Consider the following 21507-nt stretch of genomic DNA (forward strand, 5'->3'; position numbering starts at 1 on the left):
GCCGCCCGGCCCCTGTCCGGCCCTTGCCCGTCTGCCGACCGGCCCCGTGGCCTCGGCATACGCGCCGCCTACACTGTGCGCATGGCGAAGTGGACCCCCAAGCACGAGGCACCCGAGCCCCTGGAGGGGCCCGTCGTCGCCACCATCACCGGCGGCACGATCCTCTGGTTCGTCCTCTTCCTCGTCCAGATCCCCTTCTACGGCTGGTTCGACGACCGTGACCTGATGTGGTGGGTGTGGACCTGTCTGGCCGGTGGCGGACTCGGGCTGATCGGCATCTGGTACGTACGCAGGCGGGACGTGGCGATCAAGCGCGCGAAGGCCGCCGAGGCGGCGGAGCCGGGTTCCTCTGCCGCTGCGAGCGACTGAAGCAAGTGACCCGTACCGCGCCCGTACTGCCACAGGACCATTCGCGTCCTACCGTGGTCTGATCTCCGGCGCACTCGGCGGGTGAACCGGCCCCTCCGGCCGTACCGTCGAAACCATGACGCAGCGGGCGAGAATCGACGCGGACGGCCCCGAGCCCGGCGGACCGACCATCGACGCGGGCTCCGAACTCGACCCCGTACACCCGATGAAGCTGCCGCGGTCCGCGATCGCAGTCCCGGCCACCGGGCTGACGAGGGCCGAGGTCGCCGAGCGGGTCGCCCGCGGAGAGGTCAACGACGTTCCCGTACGCAGCTCCCGCTCCACCACCGAAATCGTCCGCGCGAACGTCTTCACCCGCTTCAACGCGATCATCGGCGTGCTGTGGGCGATCATGCTCCTCGTCGCGCCGATCCAGGACAGCCTGTTCGGCTTCGTGATCATCGCCAACACCGGTATCGGCATCATCCAGGAGCTGCGCGCCAAGAAGACCCTCGACGGGCTCGCGGTCATCGGCGAGGCGAGGCCGACGGTACGGCGCGACGGAGAGGCAGCCGAGATCTCCACGTCCGAGATCGTGCTCGGCGATCTCGTCGAACTCGGGTCCGGCGACAAGGTCGTCGTGGACGGCGAGGTGGCCGAGGCCGACAACATGGAGATCGACGAGTCGCTGCTGACGGGCGAGGCCGATCCGGTCATCAAGCACCCCGGGGATCCGGTGATGTCGGGCAGCTTCGTGGTCGCGGGCGGCGGGGCGTTCACGGCGACGAAGGTGGGGCGCGAGGCGTACGCGGCGCAGCTCGCCGAGGAGGCCTCCCGCTTCACGCTCGTCCACTCCGAACTTCGCAGCGGCATCAGCACGATCCTCAAGTACGTGACCTGGATGATGGTCCCGACCTCGATCGGGCTCATCATCAGCCAGCTCGTCGTCAAGAACAACAACTTCAAGGACTCGGTGGCCAGGACCGTCGGCGGCATCGTCCCGATGATCCCCGAGGGCCTTGTGCTGCTGACGTCGGTCGCCTTCGCGATCGGCGTCATCCGTCTCGGCCGCAAGCAGTGCCTGGTGCAGGAACTGCCCGCCATCGAGGGCCTCGCGCGGGTGGATGTGGTCTGCCTCGACAAGACGGGCACGCTGACCGAGGGCGGTATGGACGTATCGGAGCTGCGGCCGCTGGACGGCGTGGACGAGACGTACATACGGAAGGTGCTGGGCGCGCTCGGCGAGTCCGACCCACGGCCGAACGCCTCGTTGCAGGCGATCATCGACGCGTATCCGGACAGCGAGGAGTGGCGCTGCACGGAGTCGCTGCCCTTCTCGTCGGCGCGCAAGTACAGCGGCGCCGCCTTCAGCGAGGGCGACGGCGACAACTCCACCTGGCTGCTGGGCGCGCCGGATGTGCTGCTCCCCGCGGCCGACCCGACGCTGGGCGAGATCGGGCAGCTCAACGAGCAGGGCCTGCGGGTGCTGCTGCTCGCGCGGGCGGCGGGCGACCTCGACGCGGCGGACGTGGCCGCGGAGGCGAGGCCCACAGCGCTGGTGGTGCTGGAGCAGCGGCTGCGTCCCGACGCGTCCGACACGCTCGCGTACTTCGCCGACCAGAACGTCAGCGCGAAGGTCATCTCCGGCGACAACGCGGTGTCGGTGAGCGCGGTGGCAGGCAAGCTCGGCCTGCCGGGCGCGGCGAACACGGTGGACGCGCGCCGGCTCCCCGCGGAGCAGGCCCGGATGGCGGACGCCCTGGTCGCCAACGCGGTCTTCGGCCGGGTCACGCCGCAGCAGAAGCGCGACATGGTCGGCGCGCTGCAGTCCCGCGGTCATACGGTCGCGATGACGGGTGACGGCGTGAACGATGTCCTCGCACTGAAGGACGCGGACATCGGCGTCTCGATGGGGTCGGGCTCGGAGGCGACGAAGGCGGTCGCGCAGATCGTGCTGCTCGACAACAGCTTCGCGACGCTGCCGTCGGTGGTGGCGGAGGGCCGGCGGGTCATCGGCAACATCACGCGGGTGGCGACGCTCTTCCTGACGAAGACGGTGTACTCGGTGCTACTGGCGGTGCTGGTGGTGTGCAGCCAGGTCGAATACCCCTTCCTGCCCCGTCATCTGACGCTGCTCTCGACGCTGACGATCGGTATCCCGGCGTTCTTCCTGGCGCTGGCCCCCAACAAGGAGCGGGCGCAGCCGAACTTCGTACGCAGGGTGATGCGGTACGCGATCCCGGCGGGCGCGATCGCGGCCGCGGCGACGTTCGCCACGTACCTGCTGGCCCGGCACTACTACAGCGGCCCGGGCGCCCTGGACGCGGAAACGAGCGCGGCGACGCTGACGCTGTTCCTGGTCTCGATGTGGGTCCTGGCGATCATCGCCCGCCCGTACACCCTGTGGCGGGTGTGCCTGGTGGCGGCGATGGAGGTCGCCTTCCTGATCGTGCTGGTGGTGCCGTGGCTGCAGAATTTCTTCGCCCTGAAGCTGGTGGGCACGACGATGCCGTGGGGGGCGGTGGCGATCGCGGCGGCGGGGGCGGGGCTGCTGGAGGTTGCGTGGCGGTGGGTGGACCGGAGGTTCGCGGCGTAGGAAGGTCCTTGCGGCCTGGCCCCGGCAGTGCGCCTGGCCGAACGGTGTGGCCTGCCCGGCCTCACTCCGCCGGCTCCACCCACACGACGACACGAACCACCCCTCGACACGACGACGGCGTCCTGGTCTGAGGGGCGGCGGATGCGACGGATGCGACGGATGCGACGGCGAGAGTACAAGCGCCTCCGCCAAAGCGGTGTGCGTCCAAACGGCCATATTGAGCGCACTTGGCCCCGTGACGGTGGGCTGCCGCGATGACGGCATCGCCGTTCGACCCGCAGTTGCGGGACTGCTCGTCGAGCTCAGCAGACGGTCTGCCGGGCGGCCCTCGCCCCGACCCCGGGGCGAGACACCTCCCTACCGCTACGCGTCGAACCAGCGGTCCCGCGCCAGTTCCTCCGTGCGGGACGGGTCCTCCAGCAGTGCCGCCACCTCGAAGCGGCGCGGCCACTGGCCCGCCGCCCAGGCCAGGCCCGCCGCCACACCCTCCAGAGTCGATGCGTGGATCACGCCGTCCTGGGTGCGCCGCCAGTCCAGTTCGACGCCGCCCGCCACCAGCTCCTCGTGCTCGACGTACGTCGCAGGGGTGCCGCTCCCGAGCAGGACGTGGACCGACTCCGGGACCTCGTGTTCCTCGCCCTCCGTGGTCACCTCCGCCGAGACCGCCTCGCCCAGGCGGCGGACCTGGAACAGCTCCGCCAGCTCCGCCGCCCGTGACGGCGCCACCGGCAGCAGCGGCAGGCCCGCCGTCAGCGGGAGCAGATCCGGCGCGTCCGCCACCACCGCGTCGGAAGCGTCGACGACCCGTACCTCGCCGTCGACGATCGCCCGCAGCTCGTCAGGGAGCGTGACCTGATCCGGGTCGAGATACGCCAACGCCGTGTACAGGGCGTGGAGTTGCGCACCGGACACCTCGCGAGAGGCATCGGCGAGCCGGCCGAGCAGCTCCGCCGCCCCGCCCGGCTCTTCCAGCAGCGCGGCCAACGACGTGCGCACGCCCAGCGCCCGCAGCACCTGCACATCCTCGAAGCCGGTCGCGTCCACCGTGTCGTACAGACCGGCCAGCAGCGGATCGCCGCCCGCAGACCGCAGACCCGCCGGGCGGCGCCCGTCCAGCACCGGATGGTCCCGCAGCCACCACGCCGTGTACGGGCGCACCGTCTCCGTCGTCCCGTCCGGGAGCAGGATCCGTACGGACTGGGTCAGCGCGTCCCGCAGCGGCGGCTGCGCCAGCAGCGCCAGCGCGCGGGGCCAGCAGTCGTCGTCCACCAGGTCCAGATCCCGTACGGCGACGATCTCCGTGGCGACCGGCGGCACCGGCGTCTGAGGCAGCCGGTCGAGCACGTCCTCGCACCACACGTCGACCGCGTCGAGCAGACCCGCGTCGTCGGGCTCGGCGAAGTCCCCGTCGCGAGGCTCAAGTTCATCGGGGTCGAGGACCACATCCGTGGCCCGTACGAGAGCGAAGTTCGCCAGCACACCGCACGCGGCCAGCGGCTGTTCGCCCCACCGCTCGGCCAGCTCGCCGTCACAGAGCGCCAGTTCGTCCTCGCGCATCACCGAGGCGAACGGGCTGCGCGGCAGCACCAGTTCACCCGCAGGAGCGAGCTCGCCGTCCTCGTCCGGCAGCGCCAGCGCGCCCAGCCACGGCTCGTCCCCGGGCTCGATGCCCGCGTCCCGTACCAGCGCCAGCACCGTCTCGGCGAGCTCCTCCGCGTCCAGCGCGGCACCGTCCCCGACTCCGTCGTACCAAACCTCGCCGGCGTCCAGCGAACCGGCCACCGCCGCCCGCACCTGCGGCGTCGTCAGCACGGCGCGCGGTGTCGCGGGCAGCGCACCAAGCTTCTCCAGGAGCGGATGCGCGGCCTCCGGGTGGACCACCTTCAGCCCGAGCCGCGCGAGATGCGGCGGGGTCTCGGCCAGCGGCAGCAGCGTCTGGCGGGGCCCGATCGTCGTACGCCCGTCGGCGAGCGGCACCGGCAGCCCGGTCAGCCGGTCCGGGTCGACCCCGGCGAGGCTGTCGTAAAGCCGCTGCCACCAGCCGGGCTCGCGCTCAAGACCCGCGAGCCGGTCGATCGCCTCGGTCAGCGGCACCCGCGCCACGCCGAGCGTGCGCAGCTCCACGCGGCGCTCGAGACCCGCGGGCAGCAGGCTCGGCAGCACCTCTGCCAGCACGCGGACGGTATCCGCGCCCGCGCCCTCCAGGACTTCCGCCTCGATCGGCCGCAGCCCGGCGGAGACATCCTCACGGTCCGGCAGCCCGGTGTCCCCGGACCACTCGCCGGACACATCGCGCGGCAGCGCCGCCTCCAGGAACGCCGTACGCGGCAGCAGCTGAAGGATCGCCTCCCGCAGCGCGCCGTCCAGCTCGCCCTTGCCGAGCGGACCGGGCACCAGGTCAATGGTCCCGACGGTCACCGGCTGCCAGCTGCCGAGAAGTTCGGCGTACGCCTCAGCCGCCTTCCGCACCAGGAAGTCGGTGAGCGGCCCGGGCGCCGGGTGGCGGCGGGCGGTGTCCAGCGGCAGCGAGGCGATCAGCAGCGCGGGCACGCCGAGAGGTTCGTCGGTGGGCGTGGGCGCGTGCACCACAGGGGCGGTACGCGGCCGGGCCGGCGCGCCCTCCTCGTCCACGGGCACGGCCCAGGTGACGGTCCAGTACGGCCGCAGCCGCTCCTCGACGGGCCGGTCCGCGAGCAGCGCCGGCTGGAGGGCGCCCCCGTGACTCACCACCCGCCAGCGCCGGTCGCCCTGCACGCTGTCCTCGATGTGGACGTACGCGCCGTGCTCGGAGCGCCTCAACACCCTTACGTCGCCCGGGGTTTCGACGACGATCTCGGTCAGGCCGGTCAGCGTGAGCAGCAGCGCGTCGTCGATTCCGGCGAGCAGCCGCTCCACCAGATCGACCGCGGCCCCGTCCCGCAGCGGCAGCACGACGACCGTGTCGTACCCCTCGGGAGCCGTACCCTCAGCAGGCAGCGGCAGGCGCAGCAGCGGTACGTGTCCGTCGCGGCGGCGCAGCTCGTCGCCGAGCCCGGGGCTCGCCTTGGCCGCCTGCTGGGCCAGTTCCCTGGCCTCGGCCAGGGTCCAGCGCACGCCTCCGTGCCGGCCGATGACGGCGGGCTCGTCGCTCACCGCGAGGACGGCCGCGAAGCCGACGCCGAAGCGGCCGACGGCGGCCTCGTGGCCCTCGCGCTTGGCCGAGGCCCGCAGCGTGCTCAGCGATTCGACGCCGGTCGCGTCGAGCGGCGCGCCGGTGTTCGCGGCGGCGAGGACAGCGGGCTCGTCGCCCGTGCCGGGCCGCAGGGTCAGCCGGAGCCGGCCCGGCACGCGGGCGCGGGCCGCGGCGTCCGCGGCGTTCTGTGCGAGTTCGACGACAAGGCGGTCGCGGTAGCCGCCGAGGGCCAGATCCTCCTCGGCGTTGGCGTCCTCACGGAAGCGGGCGGGACTGGCCCCCCACGCGTCGAGCACCCCGCGCCGCAGCCGCGCCGTCCCGAACGGGTCCGCCCACTCGGTCGTCCTGACGCTCACGCTGTGACTCCGCTCTCTCCGGTTGACCCGCAGTCTGCGTGCGGACCATGGGCGGCCCGCAGTCTGCGTGCGGACCATGGGCGGCCCGACCGCGACCCACGTGCCGTGCACCGCGGTCGACCCGCCCACTGCTTATGCGGCCGAAGGTACCGCGAACTGCGCGCTCAGCACTCCGCAGGAACCCGCGAGCTGTCGGAAGCGGTCTACGAGTGACCGAGATCCTCCGACTCGCCGTCCGGCTCCGAGGAGACCGAACCGCCTTCGCGGGCCGGACGCAGCGGGAACTCGTCCGTGCCCATCGAGTCGAAGACATGCGGCGCCGGCTGCGGCGGCTTCGGCATCACAGCCGCCTCGGAGTGCGCGCCGCAGCCGTACGACAAGGACACGACGCGCCCGTCCGCCGGTGAGAACTCGTTCGCGCAGATACCGAAGGCCTGCCGCAGGGAGCCCGCCAGCGGAACGAGGAAACCGCAGCTCGCACAGGACGCGGGGGCCGCCTGCGCCATGGGGGTCTTCGCGCCGAAGGACTCGTCCCAGCGGTCCGCGGCCACGTGCAGCCCGTACCGGGACAGCACGCGGGCCCGGCGCATGCCGAGCTCCTCCGCGACCGACGCGATCGCACCGCGGCCGTTGGCGACGCTCTCGTCGATGGGCCTGCGCTCGGTGAGTTCCGCGTCCTCCGCCTCGACGCGCTCGACCAGGTCGTGGGACGGCGGCACGGTCTCGGCGATCACGGAATTCGGCGGGGGCACGTCCTCGCCCGTGAAGCCGGGCTCCAGCCGCAGATCCTCCGCCTCGGTGGGCAGCAGATCGCCGGGACCCAGGTCGCCGGGCCGCAGCCGCTCGCTCCACGGCACCCACTCGGGCGCGAGCAGCGAATCGGGGCCGGGGAGCAGGACGGTTTCGTCCAGCGTGACGATCTTGGCGCGGGAGGCCCGCGTGACGGTCACCGCCCAGCGCCAGCCGCGGTATCCGGGTTCCTTGGCCTCGAAGAAGTGCGTGACTACACGGTCACCCTCCGAGACCAGGGATACATGCTCGCCGACCACCCCAGGGGCGGCGGCCTCTTCGGCCGCCGACCGGGCAAGGTCTACCGCCTCGGCGCACAGGCGGTCAGGGGTCCGGCTTCGCGTCGTCGCTGCACTCACAGGTCTCGCTTCTCTCCTACGCCGTCTCACGGGTGCGCCGGCCGATTCGCGAGGTACGGGCCGCAGGCGGAGCGGACCGGGGGGCCGCATCGACGTCCGCGCCCAGACCAACCTGTCTCGGGCACACCTATCGTCATCCATTCTGCGGGATGCCGAAGAGGCGCGCGGCCGAGAACTACCGCCGGTGGCGCGCTACGCACGCTACCCCCTCTGCCGCTCCCCGCCCACATGCCCGCCCCAACAAGGGGCGAACAACGGCGCATCGCGGTTCGCCTCGGCAGGGCTTGGGGCACTATGACGGGGTGGCAGCCGTGAGGTCGTCCGAAAAACCCGGTGCGCTCAGCAGAGCAGGCCGGGCGGTCGGCCGCGCCCTGCATCTGCCCTTCACCGGAACGGCGCGCGGCATCCGCAAGGCGACGCACGCGCATGGCGCGGGCGAGTCGGGGCTCGGGAAGCTGATCGAGCTGCACGCCGTGAACGGCGCGGGCGATGTCATGATCACCGTCGCGCTGGCGTCCACGGTCTTCTTCTCCGTACCGACGGACGAGGCACGCGGCCGTGTCGCGCTCTACCTCGCCATCACGATGGCGCCCTTCATCCTGCTGGCCCCCGTCATCGGACCGCTTCTGGACCGCATCCCGCACGGCCGCCGAGCGGCGATGGCGGGCGCGATGCTCACCCGAGCGGTGCTGGCCGTGACCATGTCGGGCGCGGTGGCGACGGGCGGCCTCGAGCTGTATCCGGCGGCGCTGGGGGTGCTCGTCGCGTCGAAGGCGTACGGAGTCGTGCGCAGCGCGGTCGTGCCCCGGCTGCTGCCGCCGGGCTTCTCCCTGGTGAAGGCCAACTCCCGGGTGACGCTGGCGGGGCTGCTGGCGACGGGTGTCGCGGCACCGATCGGGGTGGGGCTGCAGAAGGTCGGGCCGCAGTGGCCGCTGTACGGGGCGTGCGCGCTCTTCCTGCTCGGGACGTACTGGGCGTTCACGATGCCGGCCAAGGTCGACTCGGCGAAGGGCGAGGGCAAGGCGCACATGCTCACCCACGGCGAGAAGAAGCCCAGTCTGCGTACGGTCGGACCCTCCGTACTGCACGGGCTGCAGGCGAACGCCGCCTTCCGCGCGCTCTCCGGCTTCCTGATCTTCTTCCTCGCGTTCCTGCTGCGCGTGCATCCGCTGCCCGGGCAGAGCGCGGCGGTGTCCCTCGGGATAGTGGGTGTGGCGGCCGGCGTCGGCAACGCGCTCGGCACGACGGTCGGAGCCTGGTTGAAGGCCCGCGGCCCGGAGATGATCATCGCCACGGTGCAGGCGGTGATGCTGACGGCGGCGATCGCCGCGGCGGTGTTCTTCGGCGCGGGCATGGTGGCGGTACTGGGCGCGACGGCGGGTCTGTGCCAGGCACTGGCGAAGCTGTCCCTGGACGCGCTGATCCAGCGGGACGTCCCGGAGCAGGTGCGCACGTCCGCGTTCGCCCGCTCGGAGACGCTGCTGCAGATGGCCTGGGTCGCGGGCGGCGCGATCGGCATCGCGCTGCCGCTGAACGGAACGCTGGGCATGTCGGTCGCGGCGGGAATCGTCGCGCTCGGCGCCCTCACGACAGTGAGGGGCCTGCTGACCGCGGCCCGCCAGGGCGGCATGCAACGTGCTCGGGTGGCCTGAGGCGCGGTACGCGGGCACAGCGGCACGCGGGGCGACACATACAGCGCGGCACGCCGCGGCGACGCGCCAGTGCCTTGACCACATGCCGCTGCCGTTGCCGCGCCCTTCTTCCGCGCCGGCCTCAACCGCCGTACGGGCCCGATTCGAGGCCCTTACGGTCAACCCTCGCGGCACGCCGTACCCGGGCGTCGCGGGGCGCGGGGGGCCCGATAGCCTTCGGACCATGACCGTTGCGTTCTTCTCGGGCAAGCGCCGCCGGGCCGCTGCCGCTCTCGGTGCCGTCTCCGCCGGGCTCCTCGTACTCTCCGCCTGCGACAAGCCGACACCGCTCGCGACCGTGACGGTCGGGACGGACTCGGTGCACACCGAGGCGACCTGCTACAACGACGGCAAGGCCATCAAGGAGTCCTTGATCCAGAGCTGCCTGAACAAGAAGGCCGAAAAGGTCGTCAAGGTCGCGATGGACGACAAGGTCCGCTTCGGCGTCGACCCGGAGATCGCGGACCACGGCTGGACGCTGTTCATCGGCGGTCAGCAGGCCGAGCAGGAGCCGTACAAGAAGTCGTACCGGACCATTCCGGGCAACGCCTTCTTCGCCTCGCAGACCGGTGAGACCTCGAACAAGGCTCAGGTCAGCATCGTGGAGACGAACGGCAAGAAGCTCGTCGGCATCTGGCACTTCCAGTTCGAAAAGGACTCCTGACCCGGAGGACCGTGCCGTGCGCGTACTGGTGGTGACCGCGGTGGCGGCGGAGGCGGACTCCGTCGCCGCGGGGCTCACGGGTCCCGTACTCGACGCTCGGCAGCTGCCCGGCGGGTACGCGCCGTCCCGCCACGGCACCGTGGACGTGCTCGCCGCCGGTGTCGGGCCCGCCGCCGCCGCGGCCGCGACCGCCACCGCGCTCGCCCTCGACGCCTACGACCTGGTCGTCTCCGCCGGGATCGGCGGCGGCTTCCAGCCCCACGCCCCCATCGGCGCGCTTGTCGTCGCCGACGCGATCGTCGCCGCCGATCTCGGCGCCGAGACCCCCGACGGCTATCTGCGCGTCGACGAACTCGGCTTCGGCCGCAGCATCCATCGTCCGCCGGCCGCACTGTCCCAGCAGACGGCGGACACGCTCGACGCCGTGTACGCGCCCGTCCTCACCGTCTCCACCGTGACAGGCACCGCCGCCCGCGCCGCCGAGCTGAGGAAGCGTCACCCTCGTGCCGCCGCCGAGGCGATGGAGGGCTTCGGCGTCGCGGAGGCCGCCGCCGCCCACTCCGTGCCGGTCCTCGAAATCCGTGCGGTCTCCAACGCCGTCGGCCCGCGCGACCGCGCCACCTGGCGCATCGGCCAGGCACTGGACTCACTGCGGTACGCCTTCCAGCTGCTCAACCCACTCCTCGAGGAGTCGCCGTGACCCTGCAGATCGCGTACTCGCCCTGCCCGAACGACACCTTCGTCTTCGACGCCCTGGCGCACCGCCGGGTGCCCGGCGCGCCCGCCCTCGATGTGACTTTCGCGGACATCGACATCACCAACGGCATGGCGGAGCGCGGTGAGTTCGACGTGCTGAAGGTCTCGTACGCCGTACTGCCGTGGGTCCTCGACGAGTACACGTTGCTGCCCTGCGGCGGCGCGCTCGGCCGCGGCTGCGGTCCGCTGGTGCTCACCAAGCAGCCCGGCACCGATCTCACCGGGAAGACCGTCGCCGTGCCGAGCGAGCGCTCGACCGCGTATCTGCTCTTCCGGCTGTGGGCCGCTGACATCGTCCCGGGCGGCGTCGGCGAGGTCGTCGTGATGCCGTTCCACGAGATCATGCCGGCCGTGCGCGACGGCAAGGTCGACGCCGGACTCGTGATCCACGAGGCGCGGTTCACCTACCAGAACTACGGACTGCACTGCCTCGCCGACATGGGCGAGCACTGGGAGTCGACGACCGGCCTGCCCATCCCGCTGGGCGCGATCATCGCCAAGCGGTCGCTGGGCGCCGAGACCCTGAAGCTGCTGGCCGATTCCATCCGCACCTCGGTGCGGATGGCGTGGGACGACCCGGCGGCCTCGCGGCCGTACGTACTCGAGCACGCCCAGGAGATGGACCCGGCCGTGGCCGACCAGCACATCGGGCTCTACGTCAATGAGTTCACCGCCGACCTCGGCGACGACGGGCACGCGGCGGTACGCGGACTGCTCACGCGCGCCGCGGCCGAGGGACTCGTACCGCCCCTCGGCCGCGATGCGCTCAGCTTCGTTTAGCCGCTGCGTACAGCCGCCCAGGGCTGCCCTAGACGTCCAGCTGGTCCGCCACCGCCCGGAGCAGGCCCGCGATCTTGCCGCCGTGCACCTTGTCGGGGTACCGGCCGCGCTCCAGCATCGGCGTGATGTTCTCCAGCAGGGTCGTCAGGTCCTGCACGATGGACGCCAGCTCGTCGGGCTTGCGACGCTGGGCCGCTGCCACGGAGGGGGTCGGGTCGAGAACTGTCACCGAAAGTGCCTGGTCACCACGTTGTCCTGCCACGACGCCGAACTCGACGCGCTGGCCCGGCTTGAGCGCGTCGACCCCCGTGGGGAGCACCGACGAGTGAACGAAGACGTCGCCGCCGTCGTCGCGGGAGAGAAAGCCGAAGCCCTTCTCGCTGTTGAACCATTTGACCTTGCCGGTAGGCACGTCTGTCCTCGTCCTCGTACTCGTTGGGTCGCTTGCGGCGCCTGAACTCGGGCGCCGAAAAACGGCTCTGGATAGCACTACAGCGGGTCGTCTGACCCGCCACCCCCAAGGCTAATGGTCCAGGGGCTGGTGACAAGACGTCGCCGAACGGTTCCTCCGCGCAAGGAACTACCCTGGCCGGATGACTGCTACTCCTCCCGCACCCGGTGACGGGCTGGTGCGCGTCGGCGCGATCGTTTTCATCGTCGGCGCTGTGGCCACTCTGGTCACGCTGGCCCCGCTGTTCCTGGGGACCGAGCCCTTTCCTTCGATCGCGTACGCCGTCTGCATGCTGATGGGCGTGGGGTTCCTGATCGCCGCGGCGGGTGTACTGCGTTCGATCGCCGCGCAGCGCCGACAGGCCAAATCCGCGCTCTAGTTCCGGCTGGTCCGGGCTGGTTCCAGCTATTTCCGGCTAGTTACGGCTGGTTCCAGCTGGTTCCGGCTGTAGCCGCGCAGCCAGTCCGGGAACGCCGTCAGATCGTCCAGGATCACGTCCGCGCCGGCCTCACGCAGTTCCGCCGCGTCGCACGGGCCGGTCGGCACGGCGACCGCGAGTGCCTCGGCCGTGTGCGCGCCGCGTACGTCTCCGGTGTGGTCGCCGACGTACACGCTCGCGCCGTGCTCACGCAGCGCCTCCGCCTTGGCCTCCGCCCACAGCCAGCCGATGACCTCGTCCGGGGCGATGCCCAGGTGGGCGAGGTGGAGTTTGGCGTTCGGCTCATGCTTTGCGGTGACCACGATGGCGCGGCCGCCGAGCTCCTGGACGGCGGCGACGGCCTCGCGGGCGCCGGGCAGGGCGAGGGTCGGCTCGATCGCGTACGTGGGGTAGATCTCGCGGTAGCGGTCGCCCATCTCCTGTATCTGCTCGTCCGGGAACCAGTGCGCCAGCTCCCGTTCGAGGGGCGGCCCGAGCCGGGTGACGGCCAGGTCGGCGTCGATCCACACGCCGGTCTCGGCCGAGAGCGCCAGGTACGCGGCGTGGATGCCGGGCCGGGAGTCGATCAGCGTCATATCGAGGTCGAAGCCGACCGTCAGCGGATGCGTAGCCATAGGGGCCATTGTGCCCATCCGGCCCGCGCGGGCCCGATGCCGAGACCAGTCAGGCCTTATCAGCCCCGGGCCGGCTCGCCCGGGAGCAGAACGCACACGGTGAAGGCGCCGTGGGCGGTATCCGGGTCCCCGACGCGCCCAAGCGCTTCACCGTTCTGAGTCACCGCCTCCGCGCCCGCCACGCCAGGAAGAGGGCGGAGGCGACGGCCGCCCCCTTCACCACCCACGGCCAGGTCCCGGTGAGCGCGTCGCGCATCCCGTTCTCCGGGATCGGTTCGCCCCAGCGGCCGTTCACCCGGCCCCACAGCCAGACCAGCCCGCCCACCGCGACCGCTCCCGGCAGGCCTGCCACCGCCCATTTCGCCTCGGCACGGGACAGCCTGCGCGAGGCGTACGCGAGGAGCCAGCCGCCGCCGAGCGCGAGCCAGGAGCCGAGGACGGCGCCCGCGACGAGGAGCGCGGCGGCGAGCAGCAGGAAAGGGTTGGCAAGGCCCGTCCGTACGGACTTCGGCCCGGCACCCGCGGTACGGCGGCGGAGCCGCGGACGCCACCGGCGCGGTTCGGCCTCCGCCTCCACCGCGTCGTCGTCCTCGGCCTCCTCCTCGTACTCCTCCTGGTATCTCTTCTCGGCCTGCTCTGCGCCCCGCGCTGCCAACTCCTCCTCGGACGGCGGGGGTTTCAGTATTTCGGGGATCTCCACACCGCCGACGAACCCGGCGACGCTCTCGCCCGCGCCGAACGGCCCCGGCTCGATCCGCCACCAGTCGGGCTCGCTGCCGGACGGGCCGAGCTCGTCCATCCCGGCGAGATGGGGCGGCGAAGCGCCGTACGTCATCGGTGGCCCGTCCGCAGCCCCGTGTCCCGGTACCGATCCCGATCCCTGTGCCTGTCCCGCCTCCGACGGCGACTTGCGCGGTCGCGGGATCCGGAGCCGTACCCGCCGCTGCGGTACGTCGGCCTGCGGTACGTCGGTCTGCGGCCCGGCCGGCCGTGGCTTCGGCGCCGAACCGCCGCCGTCCTCCGACGCGGCCGCGACCACCTCGTCCGGCGTACCGAGCCGGCCGAGGATACGGCGGACGGCGGACGGGCTGTCGCCGCCGAACCCGGCCCGCTGCCGGTCGATCTCGCTGCGCAGCGTCGACACCAGCCGCATCCGGGTGCCGGACGGCAGCTGGTACTGCTGCGCCAGGTCGCCGACCCGGCTCAGATAGTCGTAGACGAGCTGGTCGCTCTCGATCCCCACCGGCGTTCCCCTGACGTTCCCTGCCGGGCCGCCCTGTCTCCCGGGCCCGCCCTGTCCCCGACGGTAGCGCTCCAGGCACTACCGTGGGGCGGATGGGGACCATGCCCGAAGGAAGCAGTCCGAGCAGTCCAGGCAGCCCGCGCACGCTCGCCGAAGCCCTGCGCACCCGCGGCGACGAGGAGCTCGCCGCACTGCTGCGCGCCCGCCCCGATCTGCTGAACCCCGTGCCGAACGACCTGACGCAGCTCGCCACCCGGGCCGGCACCCGCGCCTCCGTCGTACGCGCCCTGGAACGTCTCGACCGGTTCACGCTGCAGACCGCCGAGGCGCTGGCCGTGGCCCCCGACCCCGCCCCGTACGACACCCTGCTCGCGCTGCTGACCGGCTACGAGGGCGACGCGACGATCGAGGCGGCCCTGCCGCACGCCGTCGGCGTGCTGCGCGCGCAGGCCCTGGTCTGGGGCGGCGACGACCGGCTACGGCTGGTGCGCACCGCGCGCGAACTCCTCGCCCCGTCCCCCACCCGTCCCTCTCCGACCGGCCTGGGCCCGACCGTCGCCGAGGCCACCGCCGGTATGTCGCCGACCCGGCTGCAGGAGATCCTGGCGGCCGCCGGGCTGCCGTCGTCGCACGACCCGGTCTCCGCGGTCGCCGCGCTGACCTCGCTGTTCACGGACCGAACGCGGATGGAGTCGCTGCTGGACACCGCACCGCCCGATGCGCTGACGGTCCTCGACCGGCTGGTCTGGGGCCCTCCGTACGGAGAGGTGACGGCCAACCCCACGCCACCGGTGCGGTGGCTGCGCGACCGAGGGCTGCTGCTGCCCGCGTCACCGCGCACGGTCGTGCTGCCGCGCGAGGCAGCGCTGCATCTGCGGGCCGGCCGCGCGCATCGCGCGCCGGAGCCGGTGCCGCCGGCGGTCACGCCGGCCGCTACCGCGTCGATCACCGCGGGCCGTCCACAGGTTGTGGACAGTACGGCGGCGGGCCAGGCGTACACCGCGCTCTCGACGGTCGAGGACCTGCTGAAGGACTGGCACGAGGGCGGTCCTGCGGTGCTCAGATCCGGCGGTCTGTCGGTACGTGACCTCAAGCGCGCGGCCACCGCACTGGACACCACCGAGCAGATGGCCGCGTTCTGGCTCGAACTCGCTTACGCAGCAGGCCTGTTGGCGTCCGACGGCGAGGCGGACGAGCGGTACGCGCCGACGCCCGCGTACGACGAGTGGCTGACCCTCCCCTCGGCGGAACGGTGGGCGCTCCTCGCCACCGCCTGGCTCAAGGCGACCCGCACACCGGGCCTGGTCGGCAGCCAGGACGCCAAGGGCCGTACGCTCTCCGCCCTCGGCCCGGACCTGGACCGCTCGGCGGCACTGGAGGTCCGCCGCCGGGTCCTCGAGCTCCTGGCCGCACTCCCGACGGGCACGGCACCCGACCCGGAGACGGTACTGGCCCGGCTGCGCTGGGAACGCCCGCTGCGGGGCGGCGGCGCGGCGGGCCCGGACACGAACGCGGCCCGGAACGCGGCGGGCGGCCCGACGGACCTGCGCTCACGGATCGCGGCGTGGACGCTGATGGAGGCGGAGGTGCTGGGCGTCACGGGCCGCGGGGCGCTGTCGACGCACGGACGGGCGCTGCCGGGCGGCACGGGCCCGACGGGGTCGGGTGACGGCGCGCGGACGCCGACGGGCGCCGAAGCGGAGACCGGCTCAGGCGCGGCCGCCGAGCCCGCCCCGCACGGCGCGGCCACGCCCGGCTTCACCGGCGAGCCCGACGCGCACGCCGCCGCCCGCGCCCTCGCGCCGCTCCTCCCCGCGCCGCTCGATCACGTCCTTCTGCAGGCCGACCTCACCGCCGTCGCCCCCGGGCCCCTCGATCGACCGCTCGCCGAGACCCTCTCCGTACTCGCCGACGTCGAGTCCAAGGGCGGCGCGACCGTCTACCGCTTCACGCCCGGCTCCGTACGCCGCGCACTCGACGCCGGGCGGTCCGCCTCCGAACTGCACACCTTCCTCGCCACGCACTCCCGCACCCCGGTGCCGCAGCCGCTCAGCTACCTCATCGACGATGTCGCCCGCCGCCACGGCCATCTGCGGATCGGCGCCGCCTCCGCCTACGTACGCTGCGACGACGACGCGCTGCTCGGCGAGATCCTCGCCGACAAGCGGTCCCAGGGCCTGCGGCTGCGCCGGCTCGCCCCCACTGTGCTGGCGGCCCAGGCCGATCCCGCGACGCTCCTCGACGGGCTGCGCACCATGGGGTACGCGCCGGCCGCCGAGTCCGCGGAGGGCGATGTGCTGATCACCCGCGCTCACGCCCGCCGCACCCCGCCCCGCACCCCGCCCGTCCCGGTCCCGGACGGACCGCCCCTGCCCGACGGCATACTGCTCGGCGCCGCGGTGAAGGCGATCAGGGCGGGCGACCTCGCGGCCACCGTCGTACGCAAGCCCGTTCCGGAGCCTGCGAGGAACGGCGAGCTCCCCCGTACGACCTCCGCCGAGACTCTCGCCACCGTGCAGGCCGCGGCGATGACCGGCTCCGCCCTCTGGATCGGCTACGTCAACGCGGACGGCGCGGCAAGCCAGCGCGTCATCGCGCCCGTGCGCGTCGACGGCGGCTTCGTCACGGCGTACGACCACACCGCTGACGAGGTCCGTACGTACCCGCTGCACCGCATCACCGGCGTCGCCGAACTCGCGGACGACCCCACCTGAAGGGCTTCACGCGCCTGACGGGCCTGGCGGGCCGCTTCGCCGTCGCATGCGCGAACCTGCGCCCCAGCAGCAGATAGCCCAGCAGCGCACCCGTCGTGTTGAGGATGACGTCGTCCACGTCGAAGGCCCGTCCCTCCACCAACGCGCCCTGCGCCAGCTCGACCAGCGCCATCACCAGCACGGTGAGCGCGATCACCCGCACCATGCGCATCGAGCGCGGTACGAAGACGGGCAGCAGCACCCCGAAAGGCACACCCAGCAGCAGATTGCCGCCGACCTGCTTGCACGCGGCCACGAAGGTGTAGTCCTCGGCGTACTGCCGCAGCGACGAGCCGGGCCTGAGGTTGGCCGTGGCGATGTCCGCGGAGGCGTGCGAAGGGGCGAGGGTCAGCCTGGCCAGTACGGCCGAGAAGGCCACCAGCGCCACAAAGGCCACCACCACGGCGCATACGCGCAATGCTGTTCTGCCCCACGATGTACGGGGCTGTGCTCCCGTTGTCATGGAACTGCGGGTACCCCCGCCGCCCCTGGTCAGGCCCGGCCGTTGTCGATCTTCGAGTGGAGGGACGCGAGACGGACGCGAAGGGGCAGGCCGACGGCATCCGGCTGCTCATCCACTCCGGTCCGGGTGCTCAGTACGGCACACTGGAGGTTTGGCCATACAGAAAGGGCGCAGGTGTGAACGGACCCCTCATCGTCCAGAGCGACAAAACTCTCCTCCTCGAGGTGGACCACGAGCAGGCGGACGCCTGCCGTCGCGCCATCGCGCCCTTCGCGGAACTGGAGCGTGCCCCCGAGCACATCCACACCTACCGGGTCACCCCACTCGGCCTGTGGAACGCCCGCGCCGCCGGGCACGACGCCGAGCAGGTCGTCGACGCGCTCGTGGCGTACTCCCGCTACCCCGTCCCGCACGCCCTCCTCGTCGATGTCGCCGAGACGATGGCCCGCTACGGCCGGCTCACCCTCTCCAAGCACCCCGTCCACGGGCTTGTACTGACCACCACCGACCGCCCGGTGCTCGAGGAGATCCTGCGGTCCAGGAAGGTCCAGCCGCTGGTCGGGGCCCGGATCGACCCGGACACGGTCGCCGTCCACCCCTCCGAGCGCGGCCAGATCAAGCAGACGCTGCTGAAGCTGGGCTGGCCGGCCGAGGACCTCGCCGGTTACGTCGACGGCGAGGCGCACCCTATCGATCTGGACGAGACGGGCTGGGGGCTGCGCCCGTACCAGAAGCAGGCCGTCGAGGGCTTCTGGCACGGCGGCTCGGGTGTCGTCGTACTGCCCTGCGGCGCCGGAAAGACGCTGGTCGGAGCCGGTGCGATGGCGCAGGCGAAGGCGACGACGCTGATCCTGGTGACGAACACCGTCTCCGCGCGGCAGTGGAAGCACGAACTGGTGAAGCGCACCTCGCTGACCGAGGACGAGATCGGCGAGTACAGCGGTACGCGGAAGGAGATCCGCCCGGTCACCATCGCCACGTACCAGGTGCTGACGACGAAGCGGAAGGGGATCTATCCCCATCTGGAGCTCTTCGACTCCCGCGACTGGGGCCTGGTCATCTACGACGAGGTGCATCTGCTGCCCGCGCCGGTCTTCAAGTTCACGGCGGATCTGCAGGCCAGGCGCCGGCTCGGGCTGACCGCGACGCTCGTACGCGAGGACGGCCGCGAGTCGGACGTCTTCTCGCTCATCGGGCCGAAGCGTTTCGACGCGCCCTGGAAGGAGATCGAGGCGCAGGGCTATATCGCGCCCGCGGACTGTGTGGAGGTACGGGTCAATCTCACCGACGCCGAGCGGCTCGCGTACGCGACCGCCGAGACGGAGGAGAAGTACCGTTACTGCGCGACGACCGCGACCAAGCGCAAGGTGACGGAGGCGCTGGTGCGGAGGTTCGAGGGCCAGCAGATCCTCGTCATCGGCCAGTACATCGACCAGCTCGACGAACTGGGCGAGCACCTGAACGCGCCGGTCATCAAGGGCGAGACGTCGAACGCGCAGCGCGAGAAGCTCTTCGACGCCTTCCGCCAGGGCGAGATCTCTGTGCTCGTCGTCTCGAAGGTCGCGAACTTCTCGATCGACCTGCCGGAGGCGACGGTCGCGATCCAGGTGTCGGGCACCTTCGGCTCCCGCCAGGAGGAGGCACAGCGGCTGGGACGTGTGCTGCGGCCGAAGGCGGACGGCCACCAGGCCCACTTCTACTCGGTGGTCGCGCGGGACACGATCGACCAGGACTTCGCGGCGCACCGCCAGCGGTTCCTGGCGGAACAGGGGTACGCGTACCGGATCGTGGACGCGGACGAGCTGCTGGCGAGCGACTGAAGGGTGTTGTGGACCTGGGGCGCGTTGGAGAAGTAGCGCCCTAGCCCGTCGGGAGGTTCGCGAGGATGGCGATCGTCATCAGCCCGCTGCCTCCGGAGGCCACTGCCAGCCAGCCGCGCGCCGCCCGGAAGCGGGGGCGCGCGGGCAGTCCCCACGTCACCAGCAGCATGGCCACCGCGGCGAGCCAGAAGATGGGTGCGGCGATGAGCGACTGGTTGAGCGCGTCCGAGCAGTGGTCGGGGCCGCAGCTGTCGGTGGCCATCGGCGAGAGCCCGACGAAGAACATGTCGATCATCAGCAGGGGGACGAGGAGGACGCCCGCGACGATCCGCACCGGCGCGGCCCAGCCGTCGTGCGTGCGCGGGTCGCGCTTCGGCGGCAGAGCGCCGGGCAGCCACTGGCCGGGGGTCGTACTGGTGCGGTTCGTCATGGACGACAGTCAACCTCCGGGCGTCCGGCCGACACCTCGGGCGGCGTACTCAGATCGTCCGTGCGCAGGTACTCACCACGGGGCCCGGGGAGTGTGAGGGCGGACGCGGTCCGCCCTCCCGCGTACGCCAGCAGCGCGATCCCCAGCAGCGGGTAGGGCGATGCCAACGACTGCTGCCACCAGGGGAGTCGGAGGACCGGCTCGCCGTGGTGCGGGACCAGCCAGAGCGTACGGGCCATGAAGACCGCGGCCACGGCGGCTGCCGTACGGGTCCGGCCCTCGGCGATCAGGACCGCCAGCAGCGGTACGCACCACACCCAGTGGTGCGACCAGCTGATCGGCGAGACGAGCAGCGCGGTGTACGCGACGGTCAGCACGCCCCACCGCTCCGGCACCCGGCGGGCGATCCACAGGCCCGCCACACCGGTCACCGCCGCCGCGAGCAGCCATACCGTGCCCGGGTCCGGGGTGTGCAGCACCCGCGCGAAGAGCCCTTGCAGCGACTGGTTTTCGGTGGCCCAGGCCTTGCCGGCCCGGCCGGTCTCGAAGATGCGCCGGGTCCAGAACTCGGCACTGGCGTGCGGGAGTACGAGTGCGCCCAGCAGCACCGTGGCGGTGAAGGAGGCGAGGGCGGTGAGCCCGGCCCGTACCCGGCCGGTGATCAGGAGATGGACGATGAACACGGCGGGCGTGAGCTTCACTCCGGCCGCGACGCCGAGCGCGAAGCCCTTGCCGATGGCTTCCTCGTCCCGCGACAGGTCCCACAGCACCAGGCAGACGAGTGCGAGGTTGATCTGCCCGAAGAGGAGGGTCTGGAAGACCGGTTCGAGCCAGAGGCCGGCGGCGATCGCGGCGATGACCAGCGGGGTCCGCGCCGGGAGCCCGGCGAACCGGCAGGAGAGGCGCACGAGTAGAGCGAGCAGAGCCGCGTTCCCGACGACAAAGACCACCTTGAGCGCCGGAACGGGCAGCCAGGTGGTCGGTACGAAGAGGATCGCGGCGAAGGGCGGGCAGGTGGCGGGAAGTCGCCAATCGGTGACCGTGAGTCCGTAGAGCTCGATGCCGTTCGCGACGGCCGCCCCCTCGGCCCGGTACACGAGGGTGTCGGCCACGGGGATGCGCTGGGCGACGCAGAGCGCGGCGAGGGAGAGTGCGGCGAGGGAGAGTGCGAGGGCGACGACGGATACTGCGGTGAGTAAACGAGGGGTCACGTTCCGGTACTTCACGGCCGCGACCCTACTAGTGGCTCGGCTGAAGACGGTCGAGCAGGTCGAGCAGGTCGAGCAGGTCGCGCAGGGCGGCCAGTTCGAGCAGGTGGTCGGCTCCTCAGCGGTGGCGGACTCCGGCCTCCTCGGCGTACTCACCGAGGACCGCGACGCTGAAGACGGCCTCGGCGAAGACCTTCACCGCGCGGAGTGCGTTGCCGACACGGTGCGGGGAGTGGGGGGCGGCACCGGTGGCGGTGGCGCCGCGATGCGGGTGGGGTACGTGGCTGCCTGGGGTGAAGGTTGCTGAGCTCATGTCTCCATGATGGTTCCATGGCCTGCTCGGCGCATCGATCTGCGGACTGACCCGTGAGGACGCCCGCGTACGACTCCAGACATAGGTCATCCCCTACGGGGAGGACGGCCGCGGCTCCCCGCGTGAAAACCATTCGCCCGCGATCCGCGCTCTGACTACAATCGCCCGTCTTGCCCGCCTCCCCTGGGGAGCGCCGCCGCCCGGACGGAAACCGGCCGGTCCGCCATGCCGGGGTCCCTGCCGTGATCCCGACCCACGCCGT

The 21507-nt window shown here is 72.1% G+C and carries 18 protein-coding genes; 9 read left to right on the forward strand and 9 right to left on the reverse strand.

Going from position 1 to position 21507, the window contains the following annotated elements:
* Positions 1-81: 81 nt before the first annotated feature.
* Positions 82-369 carry a DUF2530 domain-containing protein gene (locus AB0D12_RS15335; protein WP_327324390.1) on the forward strand — a complete coding sequence of 96 codons (288 nt, stop codon included), beginning with the start codon at positions 82-84 and terminating at the stop codon, positions 367-369.
* 115 nt (positions 370-484) lie between these two features.
* On the forward strand, positions 485-2944 hold the full coding sequence (locus tag AB0D12_RS15340; RefSeq protein ID WP_362681767.1) for an HAD-IC family P-type ATPase: 2460 nt from the start codon (positions 485-487) through the stop codon (positions 2942-2944).
* A gap of 363 nt (positions 2945-3307) precedes the next feature.
* Here AB0D12_RS15340 and AB0D12_RS15345 read toward each other — a convergent pair whose 3' ends face one another.
* Together AB0D12_RS15345 and AB0D12_RS15350 are read right to left on the reverse strand one after the other, a co-directional pair.
* Entirely contained in the window at positions 3308-6472 is a 3165-nt protein-coding gene (locus AB0D12_RS15345) for a molecular chaperone Hsp90 (protein ID WP_362681770.1), read from the reverse strand.
* A 203-nt stretch (positions 6473-6675) separates the two neighbouring features.
* Positions 6676-7620 carry a DUF3027 domain-containing protein gene (locus tag AB0D12_RS15350; protein ID WP_362681773.1) on the reverse strand — a complete coding sequence of 315 codons (945 nt, stop codon included), beginning with the start codon at positions 7618-7620 and terminating at the stop codon, positions 6676-6678.
* A 302-nt stretch (positions 7621-7922) separates the two neighbouring features.
* Here AB0D12_RS15350 and AB0D12_RS15355 point away from each other — a divergent pair, with 302 nt between their 5' ends.
* The 4 genes from AB0D12_RS15355 to AB0D12_RS15370 all read left to right on the forward strand — a co-directional run bounded on the left by AB0D12_RS15355 (position 7923) and on the right by AB0D12_RS15370 (position 11511).
* Positions 7923-9272 (forward strand): MFS transporter, encoded by a 1350-nt coding sequence (locus tag AB0D12_RS15355; RefSeq protein ID WP_362681776.1) that lies wholly within the window; start codon positions 7923-7925, stop codon positions 9270-9272.
* Positions 9273-9495: 223 nt separating this feature from the next.
* Positions 9496-9975 carry a DUF2771 domain-containing protein gene (locus AB0D12_RS15360; RefSeq protein WP_362681779.1) on the forward strand — a complete coding sequence of 160 codons (480 nt, stop codon included), beginning with the start codon at positions 9496-9498 and terminating at the stop codon, positions 9973-9975.
* Positions 9976-9991: 16 nt separating this feature from the next.
* Complete coding sequence (locus AB0D12_RS15365; RefSeq protein ID WP_362681782.1) at positions 9992-10675, forward strand: futalosine hydrolase; 684 nt, start codon at positions 9992-9994, stop codon at positions 10673-10675.
* Entirely contained in the window at positions 10672-11511 is an 840-nt protein-coding gene (locus tag AB0D12_RS15370; protein WP_362681785.1) for a 1,4-dihydroxy-6-naphthoate synthase, read from the forward strand. Before AB0D12_RS15365 ends, AB0D12_RS15370 begins: the two co-directional genes overlap by 4 nt.
* A gap of 28 nt (positions 11512-11539) precedes the next feature.
* On the opposite strand, the gene AB0D12_RS15375 is transcribed toward AB0D12_RS15370, so the two are convergent.
* Positions 11540-11923 (reverse strand): cold-shock protein, encoded by a 384-nt coding sequence (locus AB0D12_RS15375; protein WP_327324410.1) that lies wholly within the window; start codon positions 11921-11923, stop codon positions 11540-11542.
* 181 nt (positions 11924-12104) lie between these two features.
* Here AB0D12_RS15375 and AB0D12_RS15380 point away from each other — a divergent pair, with 181 nt between their 5' ends.
* The gene (locus tag AB0D12_RS15380) at positions 12105-12341 is read left to right on the forward strand and encodes a hypothetical protein (protein ID WP_362681788.1); all 237 of its coding nucleotides are present in this window, start codon (positions 12105-12107) and stop codon (positions 12339-12341) included.
* 26 nt (positions 12342-12367) lie between these two features.
* Here AB0D12_RS15380 and AB0D12_RS15385 read toward each other — a convergent pair whose 3' ends face one another.
* Together AB0D12_RS15385 and AB0D12_RS15390 are read right to left on the reverse strand one after the other, a co-directional pair.
* A complete protein-coding gene (locus AB0D12_RS15385) occupies positions 12368-13024 on the reverse strand; it encodes a haloacid dehalogenase-like hydrolase (RefSeq protein WP_362681791.1) in 657 nt (218 codons plus the stop codon).
* Between the two features lie 151 nt (positions 13025-13175).
* Entirely contained in the window at positions 13176-14258 is a 1083-nt protein-coding gene (locus AB0D12_RS15390; protein WP_362681794.1) for a hypothetical protein, read from the reverse strand.
* 92 nt (positions 14259-14350) lie between these two features.
* On the opposite strand from AB0D12_RS15390, the gene AB0D12_RS15395 reads away from it, so the two are divergent.
* Positions 14351-16972, forward strand: coding sequence for a helicase C-terminal domain-containing protein (locus AB0D12_RS15395; RefSeq protein ID WP_362681797.1), 2622 nt, complete (start codon positions 14351-14353; stop codon positions 16970-16972).
* On the opposite strand, the gene AB0D12_RS15400 is transcribed toward AB0D12_RS15395, so the two are convergent.
* Positions 16935-17474, reverse strand: coding sequence for a VanZ family protein (locus tag AB0D12_RS15400; protein WP_362681800.1), 540 nt, complete (start codon positions 17472-17474; stop codon positions 16935-16937). The genes AB0D12_RS15395 and AB0D12_RS15400 overlap by 38 nt on opposite strands.
* Before the next feature lie 176 nt (positions 17475-17650).
* Here AB0D12_RS15400 and AB0D12_RS15405 point away from each other — a divergent pair, with 176 nt between their 5' ends.
* Positions 17651-19294, forward strand: a complete 1644-nt coding sequence (locus tag AB0D12_RS15405) for a DNA repair helicase XPB (protein WP_362681803.1) — start codon at positions 17651-17653, stop codon at positions 19292-19294.
* Positions 19295-19334: 40 nt separating this feature from the next.
* Here AB0D12_RS15405 and AB0D12_RS15410 read toward each other — a convergent pair whose 3' ends face one another.
* From AB0D12_RS15410 to AB0D12_RS15420, 3 genes are all read right to left on the reverse strand, one after another.
* Positions 19335-19724, reverse strand: coding sequence for a hypothetical protein (locus AB0D12_RS15410; RefSeq protein WP_362681806.1), 390 nt, complete (start codon positions 19722-19724; stop codon positions 19335-19337).
* Positions 19721-20950, reverse strand: a complete 1230-nt coding sequence (locus AB0D12_RS15415) for a glycosyltransferase 87 family protein (RefSeq protein WP_362681809.1) — start codon at positions 20948-20950, stop codon at positions 19721-19723. The genes AB0D12_RS15410 and AB0D12_RS15415 overlap by 4 nt, the downstream gene beginning before the upstream one ends.
* Before the next feature lie 100 nt (positions 20951-21050).
* Positions 21051-21245: a hypothetical protein gene (locus AB0D12_RS15420; protein ID WP_362681812.1), complete on the reverse strand. Its 195-nt coding sequence runs from the start codon at positions 21243-21245 to the stop codon at positions 21051-21053.
* Positions 21246-21507: the final 262 nt, after the last annotated feature.

This window comes from Streptomyces sp. NPDC048479, assembly GCF_040651435.1.
Classification (GTDB): Bacteria; Actinomycetota; Actinomycetes; order Streptomycetales; family Streptomycetaceae; genus Streptomyces.

Excerpts from the sequence above, each read along its gene's own strand:
- AB0D12_RS15385 (WP_362681791.1), bottom strand. The coding sequence starts at position 13,024 with ATGGCCCCTATGGCTACGCATCCGCTGACGGTCGGCTTCGACCTCGAT.
- AB0D12_RS15360 (WP_362681779.1), top strand. The coding sequence starts at position 9,496 with ATGACCGTTGCGTTCTTCTCGGGCAAGCGCCGCCGGGCCGCTGCCGCT.
- AB0D12_RS15380 (WP_362681788.1), top strand. The coding sequence starts at position 12,105 with ATGACTGCTACTCCTCCCGCACCCGGTGACGGGCTGGTGCGCGTCGGC.
- AB0D12_RS15395 (WP_362681797.1), top strand. The coding sequence starts at position 14,351 with ATGGGGACCATGCCCGAAGGAAGCAGTCCGAGCAGTCCAGGCAGCCCG.
- AB0D12_RS15340 (WP_362681767.1), top strand. The coding sequence starts at position 485 with ATGACGCAGCGGGCGAGAATCGACGCGGACGGCCCCGAGCCCGGCGGA.
- AB0D12_RS15400 (WP_362681800.1), bottom strand. The coding sequence starts at position 17,474 with ATGACAACGGGAGCACAGCCCCGTACATCGTGGGGCAGAACAGCATTG.
- AB0D12_RS15335 (WP_327324390.1), top strand. The coding sequence starts at position 82 with ATGGCGAAGTGGACCCCCAAGCACGAGGCACCCGAGCCCCTGGAGGGG.
- AB0D12_RS15410 (WP_362681806.1), bottom strand. The coding sequence starts at position 19,724 with ATGACGAACCGCACCAGTACGACCCCCGGCCAGTGGCTGCCCGGCGCT.
- AB0D12_RS15420 (WP_362681812.1), bottom strand. The coding sequence starts at position 21,245 with ATGAGCTCAGCAACCTTCACCCCAGGCAGCCACGTACCCCACCCGCAT.